Here is a 14,214-nt window from a genome sequence, read left to right on the forward strand (position 1 = left end):
CCTATCGGGGTGCGGTGTGGTCCAGGCGGTCGAGGGCCCGGCGGATCACGGGCTGCCGCCGGTACGGGGCCAGCCGTTCGCGGTACCGCCCGGCGATGCCGGGGGCGAGGGCCCCGGTGAGGTCGACGGCGTGGTGGGTCGTGGCCGCGGCGAGGTCGAGCTCGCCGAGCGCGAGGTGCGCGTCCAGCGCGTAGAGGAGGGCCAAGGGCGCGAAGGGGGAGGGAGGGGCCGTCGGCCCGGCGGCGAGGGACTGCGTCAGCACGCTGAAGCAGGGCTGGGCCTCGCTTGCTCGGCCGAGGTGGAGCCAGGAGACGGCACGTGCGACGGGCAGGTACCGCTCGCGCAGGTCGAACGCGGCGGAGGGGTCGGACGGGTACCGGTCGGCGGGGGCGCCGACGACGGTCCCCGCCCGGTCCAGCGACCGCGCGCACGGACTGTTCTCGCCCAGGCGGGCCCGGGCGATCGCTTCCTTGAGATGGAGTCTGGCCGCGCTGTCCGGTGACGGGTGGGGCTCGGCGACGCGGGCGGCCCGGACGAGCACGAGGACGTCGGCCGCGTCCCCGGCGATGATGTGGCGGTCGGCGAGCCGGGCGATGGCGGCCGCGGCGCACGCGGCGTCCCCCGAGGCGGAAGCCGCACGGACGGCGGCCAGGCTGTGGCGCTCGGCCCGGGTCTCGTCACCGAGTGCGCCGGCGAGCCAGGCGCAGACCGTCGCGGTGCGGGCGGCGAGCCGGCACAGGCGCCGAACGGTGGGGCGGTCGTAGCCGCCGGTGGCGAGCAGGTGGACGACCAGCCGGTGCTCCGCGTGCGCCGCGGCGTACAGGGCGGTCGGCGCGACGAAGGTGCCGTTCTCGTGCAGTTCGAGGGCGGCCGTGCGGGCCTCGATCCAGACCAGACGTTCGGTGGGCGGCTGCGGCTGCGGCTGCGGCGGGCCGGCGTGGCCGGGGCCGTGCTCGGCATCGCGCAGGAGGGACAGCGCGCGCCTCAGCCGGCTGACGAGCGCCGGTCCCTGCAGCGCGAACGAGGCCCCCGCCGGGCCCATGCCCTGCGGCGGTGCGCTGCCGGTGCGCTCGTCGGTGTACGGCTGGTCCGGCGCGGTGGTGGCACCGTCGGCCAGGAGCAGCCAGTGCGGCCAGCCGAGCCGGTAGATCTCCCCGGCGGGAACGCCGTGGAGGTGCGCGATGGCGAGTTGGGCGGTGTACTCGGGGGCGATGCGGCCGGCTTCCCAGCGGGAGATCTTCTCCCGACGAGCGGCCATCTGCCCGTGGCCGAGTTCGGCATGGGTGCGGGCCACGAGAGCGGCGTACTCGGGCTGGGACAGGCCCATCGCCGCCCTGAGCCGGCTGAGGGGGTGCGCCATGGGGATCGACCTCGGAGATCGGGGCTGCCCAGGGCGACCGATGGGCCCCGGACAGTGAAGGCTCGTTCCCAGCGTACGCACACCGCCGGCGCACCCGTCGTCGGGTGATTCATCGACGGTAGGGCTCGATGTGCGGCGGTGGACGGATGGCGCGTTGGGAGGTGCGGTCGCGGCGCAGGGGTGCCGGGCCCCGTTGGGCGGGCCCCGGCACCGGAGGCGCGGCTCAGGCGGTCGTGCCCGGGGCGGGGCGTTCCTTCTGGGCGTCGACGACGGCCCGCTCCAGGACGGCGGTGCGCTCGGTGACCGTGCCGGGCTTGATGTCGTTGACCTGCTTGACCTGGATGCCGCGGCTGCCCAGGTAGGTGAAGGTCGTACGGTCGAAGACGAGCTCGGTCCGTTCGCCGTTCTGCTCGTCCAGGCGGGCCAGGGCGAGGCCGGCGCGGCCGACGGCGTCCTGGGAGTTCTGGACGACGACCACGCCGGGGATCTTCGCGGCGGCCCGGTAGAGCGCGGCGGCGCTCTGGGCGGGCACGAGCTGCTCGTTGACGATCGCCCTGATCGTCTCGAACGCCTGCTGGTCCCGGTCCCGCGGACCGCTGACGGTCGTGTAGATCACCTTCAGCAGCGCGTCCGGGTCGGTCGGCTGGGCCTTGAGCCAGTCGTACGAGTGGCGGAGCGGCTCGCCGGGGATGTCCTGGCCGTTCACGGGCTTGGAGTGGGGGCCGTCGCTGTCCAGGGTGATGCCGCCCTCGGCCTGGTAGCCGGGCTCGTCGAGCCAGCCCTTGAGCGCGTCGGGGGTCCGCCAGACCTCGCGCTGGTGCAGCGGCTGCACCCAGGTCCTGGACTCGCCGGTGTCGCCGTTGTGCGAGGAGGACAGGAAGGAGACCTTGCTCTTGACGTAGATGTACTGGCCGGGCTTCGGCTCCGGGGTCCGCTGCGTGCTCACGGCGGCGGCGATCTGCTGGACGGTCGAGACGAGTTGGAGGGCGCTGCCCTCCTCGACCGGCACGACGGGCGCCTCGACCGAGGCCGCTCCCGTACGCGGTTCGCCGACGCCGTTGGTCAGCGCGCCGAGGGCGAGGACGGCGGTGAGCGCGGCGGCGGTGACGGGGAGGGCGATCAGCAGGGCGCGCCGGACCGGCCGCTTCGTGGCCGTGGGGGCGGGTGTGGGGGCAGGGGTGCGGATCTCGTTCAACAGGTGCTCCTCGAAAAGCAGCTGACGGTCGAGCGGCATCGCAGGGGCCGACGGGGCCGGCAGCAGCCGGGCGAGCTCCGCGTGGTCCGGCTCCGTGTGGTCCGACTCCGTGCGGGTCAGGGGCTCGGTCCGCTTCCAGAACTTGCGGGTCATCCGTACGTCTCCTCGTGCGACTCGTGCGACTCGTACGACCGGGCCGCGTGGGTGCGGCCGCCCTGTACTTGTCCGGGGCGCGGAAGCGGTTCCCGGTTCTTCGTCAGTTCCTGTCCGGCGAGTTTGCGCAGCCGCGTGCGGGCGCGTGAGAGGCGCGAACGCACGGTGCCGATCGGGACCCCGAGGGCGGCGGCGGCCTCGGCGTACCCCAGCCCGGACCAGACGCACAGGGTGAACACCTCGCGCTCCGCGCGGCGCAGCTTGCCCAGCGCCCGCTGGGCGGCGGCGAGTTGGTCGGCGTCGGCCAGGCGTCCGACGAGTTCGTCGGCGAAGTCCGGGACGGTGTCGCGGGCGGGCAGACGCCCGAGGGCCGCCTGGTGGCGGCGTGCGGCACGACGGGTGTTGCGCAGCACGTTGACGGCGATGCCCATGAGCCACGGGCGCGGGCCGGCCTCGTGGTCGAGCAGCCGGTCCCGCAGCCGCCAGGCTTCCAGGAAGGTCAGCGAGACGACGTCCTCGGCGAGGTCCCGGTCACCGCTCACGCGGACGGCGTGCCGATGGACCAGCGGGGCATGGTCACGGAAGAGTTCCCTGAACGCTTCGGGGTCCCCCGCGCGTATCCGGGCGTGCGATGAGTAGTCCACACCGTGCCTTGTCCGCCGCAGGCGCCCGGTTCCGGTGACCTGCCTCACACGGGGCGATGCTCTGATGGATGTCGGGCGGTGACGGTTCTCCTCCGGGCTCGCGCACCGCACCCGAAGTCAGGGCGAGGCCCTCACCCGGAACTGTACCGGCCGGTCCCGCCGCCCTGACCACGCCCCGGGCTCCCTGACCAGGGCGGAGCGGGTGTCGGGGCCGGACTTGCGGTACGGGACCGGCGGCGTCCGACTCCGAGGGGTCCGGCCGGCTCCGGCGGCCCGGTCGTCACCGCCGTGGCCGTCGGCCGCCCCGCCGACGGCCGGTCCGGCCGAACTCGACCCGGATGGGGGTGCGTGACATTGCTCCGGCGGGGCAGACGGCAGACCCGCCGTGACGAAACTGGGGAGACCAGAGGGATGGATGTGTTCCCGACCCGCACCACGATGTGCCTGCAGACCGACCCGGACACGCTCGTGTCGGTAGCCGTGGAGCTGTCCTACAGCAGCGACGACCCGTACGCCGTCCACTGCTTCTTCCCCGATGAACCGGTACCCGTGTCCTGGACCTTCGGCCGTGACCTGCTGGCCGCCGGGCTGGAGCGCGTCTGCGGCGAGGGCGACGTCCGGATCGAACCGGCCGACCGGCAGCACACCTGGATCGCCATCTCCGACGGGGACAGCCGTGGCGTGGCCCTGCTGCTCGCCAGCACCCGCGACCTGGCCGACTTCCTGGCCTCCACTTACCGGGCCGTACCCATGGGCACCGAGGGCCGGCACATCGACTGGGACGCCTGTATCGGCCACCTCCTCAACCGGGAGAGCGGCCAGGACTCGCGCACGGCGTAGCGGGCCGGACGCCGGCGGGGTCGAACGCGGCGGGCGCTCCACGAGGTGTCGCGGGAGCGGTGCACCGACCCCGACGGGCGGCGTGCATGTCCGCCGGGCGGGTAGACGCGCAGTGGCAGCCGGCCGTCGGGTCGGAGCCGTTCATCCGCCAGGGGCCGGAGCAGTCGTCCGGCCCCTGACCGCGCCCGGAGGCGGCTGGCCGCGCCCGGAGGCGGCCCCGTGGTCAGGAGAGGCAGGCGGCGGAGATGATGCGCAGCCCTCGCGCGCTCCGCAGGATGCGGTGCTCGCCGGTGCAGGCGATCTCCACCTGGAGGGCGCCGTCGCTGTCGGCGAAGACGCGGTGCCCGGCCGGACCGGTGCGGGTGCTCGCCGTCACGACGGCGGGGCGGACCGTGCCGACCGCGTCGCGCAGGCGCAGGGCGTAGGCGCTGCCGGGGGAGATGGTCATCGGGGTCACCCCGTGAGCGGGCGGAAGCCGAGGAGCCAGCCCAGTGCGTGGGCCGCGCCGCGGGCCCGGGCGCGGTCGGGTTCGGGGAGTGCGGGGTCGCGGGCGGCGTCGATGGCGGCGCGCTCCTCCACAGCGAGGTCGAGTTCGGCGAGCGGCAGGGCGACGGCCCGGCCGGTGACCGGCGCGGGCCGGTGGGGATCCAGGGCCCAGCGGTAGGCCCGCAGCGCTCCCCGGGCGGCGGCATCGGCGTGCTGGGCCAGCCGGTCCGCGGTGGCCTGGACGACGTGGCGGGGCCGGACGGCGATGAACGCCTCTCTCCCGTCCTCGGACATGCGGATCACCTCGCGGACTCGGCGGACTGTGCGCTCTGCACGCGCACTCGAACCACCTTGCCGCGCCGGACGGGGTGCGGCGCGGCAGCGCGACCGATCGTTCGCCCGGCCGGGGGACGGCCCGTACCGGGGCCGTGCCCGCGCGGTCGGCAGCGTCTCAGCGGCCTGCCGGCCGGTCGTCTTCAGCCTCCTCGTCCTCGTACTCGCCTTCCTCGCCGTACTCCTCGTCCTCGTCGTCGTACCCCTCGTCCTCCTCCGCTTCCTCCTCTTCCCCTTCGTCCTCGTCCTCGGCGTAGTCGTCGTCCGCGTACTCGTCCTCCGGCTCCTCGTCCTCGTCGTCGTACCCCTCGTCGTCCTCGGCGTCCTGGCCGGTCGCCTCGTCGTCCTCGTCGTCCTCGTTGTCCTCGTCGACCTCGGTGTCCTCGCCGTCCTCGTCGTCCTCGGTGTCCTGGTCGGCCGCCTCCTCGTCCTCCATGGCCTCCTCGTGGGTGCGGACGACCTCGCCGTCGCGGATCTCCCCGCGCCAGCCGTCGACCTCGTCGTCACCGAAAGTGACGTAACGCTGGAAGTTCTTGAAGTCCAGGCGCAACCGGCGGCCCTGGGCGCGCCACAGGTTGCCGGTCTTCTCGAAGAGCCCCGAGGGGAAGTACTCGACGACCAGGACGATCCTGGTCAGGGTCGGGGTCAGCTCGTGGAAGCTGACGGCGCCGTGCGTCGTGCCCTTGGCGCCCTCCGAACTCCAGACGATCCGCTCGTCCGGCACCTGCTCCTGGACCGTCGCCTTCCAGCTGCGGGTGGAGGGGCCCACCTTGACCTTCCAGTCGCTGCTGACGTCATCGCCCTTGTTGACGCTGCGCACGCCCTTGGTGAACCCGCTGAACTGCTCGTACTGGGTCCACCGGTCGTACGCGAGGCGCAGCGGGACACCGACGTCGAGCACCTCGACGATGTTCATCACCTTGGTGCTGCCGGACTTCTTGCCGCCCTTCCCGCCCTTGCCGAAGGCTTCCTTGAACTTGCCGACGACGTTGTCCTTGAGGCCCTTGGCCTTCTCCCCGACGAAGGCCTTCACCGGGGAGTCGCCCTGGAGGACGCGGGCGCCGACCGCGGGGAGGGTCCCGCCGTTCGCCGCGACGTCGCTGAGCTGGTCGGTCACCTCGGTGAGCTTGCCCCCGGCCTTCTCGGCGAGGTGTTCGGCCTGCGCGCCGAGGTAGTGGACGACCTCTTCGCGAAGCCTGTCCAGGCCCGAGTGGTCATCCGTGTCGGGGGCGCCGCGCTGCGTGGTGGTCATGATGCCCTCCCGCGCCCGGACCGGGCCGCCGGCTTCGTCCCGGCGGTCTTCTTGGCGGTGGCCTTCTTGGCCGGGGCCTTCTTCGCGGGAGCCCGTTTCGCGGTCGTGGCCGCCTTGCCGGCGGGCTTCGCCCGGGCCGCGGTCGTCGTCTTCTTGGCGGGCGCCGTCTTCTTCGCCGCGGCCTTCCTGGCCGGTGCCGTCTTCCGGGCAGGCGCCGTCTTCTCGGCGGTCGTCTTACCGGCGGGCGCGCTCCTCTTGGCCGCGGGGCGGCTCTCGCGCGCTGTGGCCGAAGCCGGCTTCTTCCGGGCGGGCTTCTCGGCGGCCGGTTCGGCGGAGTCCGTCTCCTTCGGCGGCCGCCTCCGGGAGCGGGGCGCGGTGCTCGCGCTCGGGCGACGGCGCCGGGGCCGCTCGGGCTCGGGCTCCTCCTCCGTGTCCGCCTTGCGGGCGCTGCGTCGGCGCTTCGGGGGCTCCGGTGGCGGCTCCTCGTCCTCGCCCTGTTCGTCCTCCGGCTCCCGGTCCTCGGTTTCGTCCCGGTCGTCCCCGGCCTCGTCGTCCTGGTCGTCCTGGTCGTCCCCCGTGTCCTCGGCCTCGTCCTCCTCCGCCTCGTCCTCCTCGGCGTCCTCCTCCTCGTAGTCGGCCGGCTCCTCGGGCTCCTCCTCGTCCTCCTCCTGCCCGTACTCCTCCTCGTCCTCGTCCTGCGGTTCCTGCTTCGTCGCGCCGATGTTCCTGGTCCGGTCGCGCAGGGTGTCGGCGAGGTTGGCCAGCTGGCGGTCGGCAGCGGCGGCGACCGCCTTGCGTCCGGCCGAGAGCAGCTCGCCGCGGACCTGTTCGTTGAGCTCCGCCACCTGAGGGGTGTCGGCGAGCTTGCGCAGCCCTTCGGTCGCCAGCTGACGCGGGTCCAGGCCGAAGCGGCGGCCGGCCAGGTAGGTGGCCGCGGCGAAGGCCATCCTGCCCTTCTTCGCTCGACCGAGGACGTACCCGCCGGCGACCGCGGCGGCGAGGGCGATCTTGGTGGTGTCGTTCATGAGGTCTTCCCTTCAGGCGGCATGGCCAGAGGGCCGAGGAGCATCGCGCGGAGGGCAGCACTTCGTGCACATGTCGCGGTCCGGGTCGCCGCACCCCGCCCCACCCGACGCGTGTTCCCAGCTGGGATGGTCCTATTCGGCGCGCGCGCGTTTGCCTGATCCCGGCTCGGGGCAGGCGTGCGGCCGGGACAACAGCCCGGAGATGGTCATGGCCGCAGATCCCGAGGGGCCCGCGCGCAGGACGCGGCGTCCTTCCGACGAGGACAGCCCACCGGCCCGTACTCCTACGGCCCGGCGGGCCGCGGCGGCCCCACGGCGGCGGCCACGCAAGGTGTCCGCGCCGCAGGCCATCCGGTGTGCGGCCCGGCAGCTCGAAGAACTGCTGGGCCGGGCCCCGGAGTCGGTCTCCGCGGTGAAGCCCGTCGAGGACGGCTGGCAGGCGGACGTCGAAGTGCTGGAGCTGGAGCGGATTCCTCCCACCACCAGTGTGATGGCCACCTACCGGGTCACCCTGGACGCAGAGGGTGAACTGGTCGCCTACGAGCGCACGCGACGGTACAGCCGGGGCCAGATCGACCGGCTCTGACTCGGCGTCGTCCGAAGTCCGCGCGGTCGTCCGAAGACGCGTCGTCGCCCGACGACTCGCCCGCGCCCGAAACGCCGTCCCGGCCGGTCCGCCGTACCGCGGCCGCCGGAACGCCCGACCGACACGAGAGGAACGGCCACCCGCACATCGCTGCGAGCGACCGGGAACGGAGCCCAGCGTGACAGTCGTACCGCAGTCAGCAGGCGGGGGCGTGGCCTCCCGCGGTGCGGGGCCCGGCGGCGCCGGGTCCGGCAACCTGTACGACATCCTCGAACTCATCCTGGACCGTGGCCTGGTCATCGACGTCTTCGTCCGGGTCTCCCTGGTCGGGATCGAGATACTCAAGATCGACGCCCGCATCGTGGTCGCCAGCGTGGACACCTATCTCCGTTTCGCGGAGGCCTGCAACCGTCTGGACCTGGAGTCCGGGCGCAAGGCACCCGCCCAGCTGACCGACATCGTCGGCGAGGTCACCGAAGGCGGGGCCAAGGGCAAGAGCAAGGGTGCGCTGACCGGCGCCGTCGAGGCCGTCACCGACGCCGTGCGCGGCGGCCGCGACGAGGAGAAGGAGCCCGCCGAGAAGCGCGAGCGCCCGGCCCGCCGACCGGCCCGGCACCGCGAGGAGTGAACCATGGCCGTCTACGTCTACTCCATCGTCGCCGGCACGCATCCGCTCGACCTGAGCGGCCTCGCGGGAGTCGGGGCGGACCCCGCCGCCCTGCGGACCGTCGACAGCGGACGGCTGACCGCGGTCGTCAGCGACGCGCCGCCCGGCCTGCGCGCCAAACGCCGCGACCTCGCCGCCCACCAGGCGGTACAGGAGCGCCTCATGGCCGGCGGCACGGTTCTCCCGCTGCGCTTCGGCCTGACCGCCCCCGACGACGACGCCGTCCGCGCGGCCCTCACCGAAAACGCCGAGCAGTACGCGGCCCGGCTGAGCGAACTCGACGGGTGCGCCGAGTTCCACCTCAAGGCCACCGAGGACGAGGAGAGCCTGTTGCGCCTGATCCTGGCGGAGTCGCCGGAGGCCCGGCGCCTCAACGACGAGATCCGCGGCGGGCGCGCCGCCCCCGATGCGCCGGTGGTGCTCGGCGAACTCGTCTCCCAGGAGGTGCGCGCCCGCCAGGAGGCCCTCGCCGCCGGCATCACCCAGGCGCTGCGACCCCACGCGCGCGACGAACGATCCTCCCCGCCGTCCGGCGACGTCTTCCTGAGCATCTCCTTCCTCGTCGCCCGGGACGCCGTGGACGCCTTCCTGACGGCCGAGAAGGGCCTCGCCGCCGAACTCGGTGACAGCGTGGACCTGCGCCTGCACGGTCCGTTGCCCGCGTACAGCTTCGTCTGAGTCCGAGGACGCGGAGAAGACGACGCGGAGAAGACGACGCGGAGGAAGCGAGGAAGCCATGGGTCTGATCACGCAGCTCCTCACCCTGCCGCTGGCGCCCGTCCGCGGCGCCGTGTGGGTGGCCGAACGCATCCAGGAAGCAGCCGAGCAGCAGTACTACGATCCCGCGCCCGTCGAACGCGAACTGGCCGAACTGGAGCAGGCCCTGCTCGCCGGCGACATCGACGAGGAGACCTTCGACCGGCGGGAGGACGAACTCCTCGACCGGCTGGACGAGATCAGGGCATGGCAGCGCGGGGAGCCGTGACCTGCCCGGCCCCGGCCAGGGGCCCGAACCAGGAGAGGAAGGCCGAACGGTCGTGACACAACCCATCGCCGACAGGTTCGGCTCCACCTCCTCCCGAGCCGCGCCGCCCTACGCCCAGGGCTCCTCCGCCAACCTCGCCGACATCCTCGAACGCGTCCTCGACAAGGGCATCGTCATCGCCGGTGACATCCAGATCAACCTGCTCGACATCGAACTGCTCACCATCAAACTGCGCCTGCTGGTCGCCTCGGTGGACAAGGCCAAGGAGATGGGCATCGACTGGTGGGAGCACGATCCCTCGCTCTCCTCGCGCGCCCGGGGCGACCACCTGCCGGCCGCCGACCGGGAGCCGGCACGGGAACTGGAGGCCGAGAACGAGCGCCTGCGCGGCGAACTCGCCCGGCTGCGGGCGGAGCCGGGCCTGCCGCCGGCCGCCGAGGAGCCCCCCGTCCGCCGCCCCGCACGCGCGAAGCGCGCCGCCCCGGCGCCCCGCACGCGACGCACCCGGGAGGAGTGATGGCCGGCACCGTCGTCTACGCCTACGCCATCGCCAGGAGCACCGAAGCCCTCGGGCCCGCCGCCGCCGACGCGCACGGGATCGCCGGCGCCCCGGTGCTGCTCCTGCACGCCGACGACCCCGGGCTCGCGGCGGCCGTCAGCCGCGTCCCCGCCGAGGACTTCCGGCAGGACGCCCTCGCCGAGCACCTGGAGGACCTCCAGTGGCTCGAAACCGCGGCCCGGGCCCACCACGCCGTGGTCGCCGCGCTCGCCGCGGTCACCACCGTCCTCCCGCTGCGCCTCGCGACGGTGTACTTCGACGACGACGGCGTGCGCAGCGCCCTCGACGCCCGGCAGGACGAGTTCACGGCGGCGCTCGACCGCCTCGCGGCGCAGGTCGAATGGGGCGTGAAGATCTATGTCGAGGCTCCGGCACCGGACCCGGTGCCCGAGGGTCCGCCGCCCGCGGACGTCGGGCCGGGCCGGGCCTACCTGCACGCCCGGAGGGCCGTGCGCGACCGGCACGCGGAGCGCTACCGCGCCGCGGAACAGGCGGCGGCCCGGGTGGAGGCCGCCGCGGCCCGACTGGCGGTGGCCCGGGCGCACCACCGCGTCCACAGCGGGGAGCCGGTGGGGGAGCAGGGCGAGAACGTGCTCAACGACGCCTACCTGGTGCCCGTGGAGCGGGCCGGGGTGTTCCGCGAGGACGTCCTGCGGGCGGGGCAGGGGCTGAACGGGGTCCGCGTCGAGGTCACCGGCCCCTGGGCGCCCTACTCCTTCGCCGTCCTGCCCCAGGACGAGCCGACGGGTGGTGAACGGCCGGTATGAACGGTCAGCAGCCCGGGCCGGGCGACCGGTACGGCGGGCAGGAGCCGCTGCCGGACCGCCGGATCGCCCTCGTCGACCTCCTGGACCGGCTGCTGGGCGGAGGTGTCGTCCTCACCGGCGACATCGTGCTGTCCGTCGCCGACGTCGACCTCGTGCGCATCTCGCTGCGGGCCCTGATCGTCTCGATCAGCGGCCCGGAGCTCTCTCCGTGGCAGGACGGCAGGCGGCTCGGCGGTGATGCGCCGTGAGCCCCTCGGACGCCGACCGCGCCGGCGGTGCCGACCGCGCCGGTGACACCGGCCGCGCCGACCGCGATGGCCGGGACCGTCGCTACGCGGAGGTCGCCGCGGCCGCCGATCGCGCGTTCCGCCTGCTGCCCGCGTCCCCCGAGGACGGCCGTCGGGGGCGGGACCGGCAGCCCCACCCGGCCCGCAGGATCAACACCGACGGCACCGACCCCGAGAACGTCGAACGGGACCTGGTCCAGCTCGTGCTCACCCTGGTCGAACTCCTGCGGCAGCTCATGGAGCGCCAGGCGCTGCGCCGGGTCGACGCCGGGGACCTCAGCGAGGAGCAGGAGGAGCGACTCGGTGCGACCCTGATGGCGCTTCACGACAGGATGGACGACCTCTGCGCCCGCTACGGCCTGAACCGCGCCGACCTGAACCTCGACCTCGGCCCGCTGGGAAGCCTCCTGCCGCCCCCGTAGGCGGCCCCGGCAGCACCGGCAGCACCGGCCGTCCCGCTTTCGGCGGTCGCCCGCTGTCACCGGCCCTCCCGCTATCGGCGGTCGCCCCAGACCGAGGCGGCGATGCCGACCCGGTTCCGCACGCCGAGCTTGCGCTGGATGTTCGCCAGGTGGTTCTTGACCGTGCCGGCCGAGATGAACAACTGCTCGGCGATCTCCGCGTTGGTCGCCCCGCCCGAGACCAGCCCGGCGATCTCGGTCTCCCGCGGGGTCAGCGGCTCGGCGGGCTCCGCCTGCGGCGACGCCGGGGCGGGGGCGGCCAGTTGACGCAGCAGCCGGACGGTGACCTGCGGGCTGATCAGGGTGTCACCGGCCACCGCCGCCCGGACCGCCTCGACCAGCAGGGCGGGGCTGGACCGCTTGAGCAGGAAGCCGGCCGCGCCGTGCCGGAGCGCGGCGTGCACGTACTCGTCCAGGTCGAAGGTGGTCACCACGACCACCCGCAGCGGGTCGGCCACCTCGGGCCCGGCCAGCCGCCGGGTCAGTTCCAGGCCGTCCAGCTTCGGCATCCGGATGTCCGCCAGCACCACGTCGGGGCGGAGCAGGCGGGCCTGTTCGAACGCGGCGAGGCCGTCGGCGGCCTCCGCCACCACGGTGAGGTCGGGCTGGGCGTCCAGGATCATCCGGTAGGCCGCGCGGATGTCGTCGTGGTCGTCGGCCAGGAGGACGCGGATGCTCATGAGGCCCCTTCGGCCGGCAGCGGAAACGTGGCGGTGACCAGCCAGCCCTGCCCGGCGCGCCCGGCGTCGAGCGTACCGCCGAGCGCCTCGACCCGGGCGGCCAGGGCGCTCAGGCCGTGCCCGCCCCGGTGCCGGGGCGGGCTCTCCACCGCTCCGCCGTCGTCGGCGACGGTCAACTCCAGCCGCTGCCCGTCGAGTCGGCGGACGGACACGGTGACCGATCGGGCGGCGGGGGCGTGCCGCCGGACATTGGTCAGCGCCTCGACCACGATCCGGTGGACGGTGGCCCCGGCCTCCCGGCCGACCGGCCGCTCCGGCAGGTCGAGCCGGACCTCGGCGGCCCCGGAGGCGGTGAACCGTTCGGCCAGCGCCGGGAGTTCGGCCAGGCCGGGCTGCGGGGCCCGGCGGCCGGCGGCGTCCTCGTCCGGGGTGCGCAGCAGGGCGACCGTCCGGTCCAGCGACGAGAGCGCCTGCTGGCCGGACTGCTCGATCCGCCGGAACACCTCGGCCAGGTCGGGGTGCGGCTCCGCCAGGAAGCCGCCGGCCTGGGCCAGCGCGACCATCCCGCTGACGTCGTGGGCCACGAAGTCGTGCAGGTCGTGGGCGAGTTCCAGCTGTTCGGCCCGGCGCGCGGCCGCCACCTCGCGGCGCCGGAGGCCGTCCAGCGACCAGAGGTAGAAGCCGACCAGCGCCGCCCCCAGGGCCCCGACCGCGCCGAAGCCGAGGAGTCCGACCTGCTGCCAGCCCTCGACCGGCGCGGCATAGCGCAGCGGCCAGCAGAGCAGCGCCGCCGCCAGGACCCCGACGGCCACCCGGCCCCGGCCGGTGCGCACCGTCATCGTCACCAGGACCAGCAGCCCGATCAGTTCGGCCACCCCGACCGGCCCCGCCGGGCCGTCCTCGCCGAAGCCGCCCAGCGCCGCTCCGACGGCGGTCAGCGCGAGCGAGACCACCCCCGCCGCCGCCGTCGGCCGTGGCCGCCCGATCCGCACTGCGGCCGCAACCGCGAGCACCGGCACGATGCTCCCCCATTCCCCGATCATGCGCCCAGCCTATGCACCGGGCGGCGCCGCCACCCGTGCCGAACGGCACATGCCGGGGCACCGGGGCGCCCGCGGACCTCCCGATCGGCATCTGCCGCCGGTACCGGCCCCGCCGCCAGGCTGGAGGCACACCGAACGACGAGAGGAACTCCGATGCTGGACACCGCGGTCACCCCCACCACCAGTGCCGTCGCCACCCCGCTCCGGTACCGGCCCGCCGCACCGTGGGCGGTCCGGGTGGCCAAGCTCGCGGCGCTGACCGCCGTCCCGTCCGGGCTCTGGCGGGTCGCCCTGGGCGTCGGCATCCCGGTCGGATTCTCCGGGGCGATGGAACGGCAGATGACGGCTCACATGCCGGGCTGGGGCACCCTCTACGTGCTCGCCCTGAGCGCGCTCGCCGAGACGCTGGCCTTCCTCTCCCTGGGCCTGGTCCGCCCCTGGGGCCGGGTCACCCCCCGCTGGCTGCCGCTGATCGGCGGCCGCCGGGTGCGTCCATGGGCCGCCGTGGTCCCCGCCGGACTGGGGGCGGTGGCGGTCACCGCGCTCACCTTCGCCGCCGGCTTCGGCGGGTGGTACGGCCCGAACGCCATGGGCAACCCGGAGGCCCCCCACGGCCTGGCCGGTCTGGCCATGACCCTCTGCTACGCCCCGCTGCTGCTCTGGGGCCCGTTGCTCGCGATCGTCACCGTGGACTACCACCGCCGTTCCAGGGCCGGCGCGCGCTGATCCGTCGCAGGCGGGGGCCGGCCCGGCGCCACCGGGCGGTCGCCGGATGGGTGCCGCTGGGTGGCATACGAACGATGCCTCGTCGAGGCCGGGCGGGAGTCCCGCCGTTCCCGCCCGGTGGACCGGTCCGACGTATCACCCGAATCCCGAGCCGCCGCCCGGGAG

At 74.4% G+C, this 14,214-nt stretch carries 19 protein-coding genes; 10 read left to right on the forward strand and 9 right to left on the reverse strand.

What is annotated here, in order from left to right; all coding sequences use genetic code 11:
• Nucleotide 1: 1 nt before the first annotated feature.
• From ACZ4UX_RS05645 to ACZ4UX_RS05655, 3 genes are all read right to left on the reverse strand, one after another.
• Nucleotides 2-1,360: a helix-turn-helix transcriptional regulator gene (locus ACZ4UX_RS05645; protein WP_465705712.1), complete on the reverse strand. Its 1,359-nt coding sequence runs from the start codon at nucleotides 1,358-1,360 to the stop codon at nucleotides 2-4.
• Between the two features lie 223 nt (nucleotides 1,361-1,583).
• Nucleotides 1,584-2,708, reverse strand: a complete 1,125-nt coding sequence (locus ACZ4UX_RS05650; RefSeq protein WP_465705713.1) for a CU044_5270 family protein — start codon at nucleotides 2,706-2,708, stop codon at nucleotides 1,584-1,586.
• Nucleotides 2,705-3,352 (reverse strand): RNA polymerase sigma factor, encoded by a 648-nt coding sequence (locus ACZ4UX_RS05655; protein WP_380383370.1) that lies wholly within the window; start codon nucleotides 3,350-3,352, stop codon nucleotides 2,705-2,707. Before ACZ4UX_RS05655 ends, ACZ4UX_RS05650 begins: the two co-directional genes overlap by 4 nt.
• 411 nt (nucleotides 3,353-3,763) lie before the next feature.
• On the opposite strand from ACZ4UX_RS05655, the gene ACZ4UX_RS05660 reads away from it, so the two are divergent.
• Entirely contained in the window at nucleotides 3,764-4,192 is a 429-nt protein-coding gene (locus tag ACZ4UX_RS05660; RefSeq protein ID WP_465705714.1) for an SsgA family sporulation/cell division regulator, read from the forward strand.
• A 223-nt stretch (nucleotides 4,193-4,415) separates the two neighbouring features.
• Here the strand turns inward: ACZ4UX_RS05660 and ACZ4UX_RS05665 are convergent, their stop codons facing one another.
• From ACZ4UX_RS05665 to ACZ4UX_RS05680, 4 genes are all read right to left on the reverse strand, one after another.
• The gene (locus tag ACZ4UX_RS05665) at nucleotides 4,416-4,640 is read right to left on the reverse strand and encodes a DUF6296 family protein (protein ID WP_329486077.1); all 225 of its coding nucleotides are present in this window, start codon (nucleotides 4,638-4,640) and stop codon (nucleotides 4,416-4,418) included.
• 5 nt (nucleotides 4,641-4,645) lie between these two features.
• Complete coding sequence (locus ACZ4UX_RS05670; protein WP_465705715.1) at nucleotides 4,646-4,972, reverse strand: hypothetical protein; 327 nt, start codon at nucleotides 4,970-4,972, stop codon at nucleotides 4,646-4,648.
• Between the two features lie 157 nt (nucleotides 4,973-5,129).
• On the reverse strand, nucleotides 5,130-6,263 hold the full coding sequence (locus ACZ4UX_RS05675; RefSeq protein ID WP_465705716.1) for an SRPBCC family protein: 1,134 nt from the start codon (nucleotides 6,261-6,263) through the stop codon (nucleotides 5,130-5,132).
• Nucleotides 6,260-7,288, reverse strand: a complete 1,029-nt coding sequence (locus tag ACZ4UX_RS05680; protein ID WP_465705717.1) for a histone protein — start codon at nucleotides 7,286-7,288, stop codon at nucleotides 6,260-6,262. Before ACZ4UX_RS05680 ends, ACZ4UX_RS05675 begins: the two co-directional genes overlap by 4 nt.
• A 208-nt stretch (nucleotides 7,289-7,496) precedes the next feature.
• On the opposite strand from ACZ4UX_RS05680, the gene ACZ4UX_RS05685 reads away from it, so the two are divergent.
• The 8 genes from ACZ4UX_RS05685 to ACZ4UX_RS05720 all read left to right on the forward strand — a co-directional run bounded on the left by ACZ4UX_RS05685 (nucleotide 7,497) and on the right by ACZ4UX_RS05720 (nucleotide 11,561).
• On the forward strand, nucleotides 7,497-7,874 hold the full coding sequence (locus ACZ4UX_RS05685; protein ID WP_329486072.1) for a gas vesicle protein GvpO: 378 nt from the start codon (nucleotides 7,497-7,499) through the stop codon (nucleotides 7,872-7,874).
• Between the two features lie 178 nt (nucleotides 7,875-8,052).
• Nucleotides 8,053-8,502, forward strand: a complete 450-nt coding sequence (locus ACZ4UX_RS05690) for a gas vesicle structural protein GvpA (RefSeq protein ID WP_329486070.1) — start codon at nucleotides 8,053-8,055, stop codon at nucleotides 8,500-8,502.
• A 3-nt stretch (nucleotides 8,503-8,505) separates the two neighbouring features.
• Nucleotides 8,506-9,219, forward strand: coding sequence for a GvpL/GvpF family gas vesicle protein (locus ACZ4UX_RS05695; RefSeq protein ID WP_465705718.1), 714 nt, complete (start codon nucleotides 8,506-8,508; stop codon nucleotides 9,217-9,219).
• A 58-nt stretch (nucleotides 9,220-9,277) separates the two neighbouring features.
• Complete coding sequence (locus ACZ4UX_RS05700) at nucleotides 9,278-9,526, forward strand: gas vesicle protein GvpG (protein WP_465705719.1); 249 nt, start codon at nucleotides 9,278-9,280, stop codon at nucleotides 9,524-9,526.
• Between the two features lie 52 nt (nucleotides 9,527-9,578).
• A complete protein-coding gene (locus tag ACZ4UX_RS05705) occupies nucleotides 9,579-10,043 on the forward strand; it encodes a gas vesicle protein (protein ID WP_465705720.1) in 465 nt (154 codons plus the stop codon).
• Nucleotides 10,043-10,852: a GvpL/GvpF family gas vesicle protein gene (locus ACZ4UX_RS05710; RefSeq protein WP_465705721.1), complete on the forward strand. Its 810-nt coding sequence runs from the start codon at nucleotides 10,043-10,045 to the stop codon at nucleotides 10,850-10,852. The genes ACZ4UX_RS05705 and ACZ4UX_RS05710 overlap by 1 nt, the downstream gene beginning before the upstream one ends.
• Nucleotides 10,849-11,100, forward strand: coding sequence for a gas vesicle protein (locus tag ACZ4UX_RS05715; protein ID WP_352292977.1), 252 nt, complete (start codon nucleotides 10,849-10,851; stop codon nucleotides 11,098-11,100). The genes ACZ4UX_RS05710 and ACZ4UX_RS05715 overlap by 4 nt, the downstream gene beginning before the upstream one ends.
• Nucleotides 11,097-11,561: a gas vesicle protein K gene (locus ACZ4UX_RS05720; RefSeq protein ID WP_465705722.1), complete on the forward strand. Its 465-nt coding sequence runs from the start codon at nucleotides 11,097-11,099 to the stop codon at nucleotides 11,559-11,561. The genes ACZ4UX_RS05715 and ACZ4UX_RS05720 overlap by 4 nt, the downstream gene beginning before the upstream one ends.
• A 71-nt stretch (nucleotides 11,562-11,632) precedes the next feature.
• On the opposite strand, the gene ACZ4UX_RS05725 is transcribed toward ACZ4UX_RS05720, so the two are convergent.
• Together ACZ4UX_RS05725 and ACZ4UX_RS05730 are read right to left on the reverse strand one after the other, a co-directional pair.
• The gene (locus tag ACZ4UX_RS05725) at nucleotides 11,633-12,280 is read right to left on the reverse strand and encodes a response regulator transcription factor (RefSeq protein WP_352292981.1); all 648 of its coding nucleotides are present in this window, start codon (nucleotides 12,278-12,280) and stop codon (nucleotides 11,633-11,635) included.
• Nucleotides 12,277-13,323, reverse strand: coding sequence for a sensor histidine kinase (locus ACZ4UX_RS05730; RefSeq protein ID WP_465705723.1), 1,047 nt, complete (start codon nucleotides 13,321-13,323; stop codon nucleotides 12,277-12,279). The genes ACZ4UX_RS05725 and ACZ4UX_RS05730 overlap by 4 nt, the downstream gene beginning before the upstream one ends.
• Before the next feature lie 153 nt (nucleotides 13,324-13,476).
• On the opposite strand from ACZ4UX_RS05730, the gene ACZ4UX_RS05735 reads away from it, so the two are divergent.
• The gene (locus tag ACZ4UX_RS05735) at nucleotides 13,477-14,049 is read left to right on the forward strand and encodes a hypothetical protein (RefSeq protein ID WP_465705724.1); all 573 of its coding nucleotides are present in this window, start codon (nucleotides 13,477-13,479) and stop codon (nucleotides 14,047-14,049) included.
• The last annotated feature ends 165 nt before the right edge of the window (nucleotides 14,050-14,214 follow it).

It is taken from the genome of Kitasatospora sp. NPDC028961, assembly GCF_055564815.1.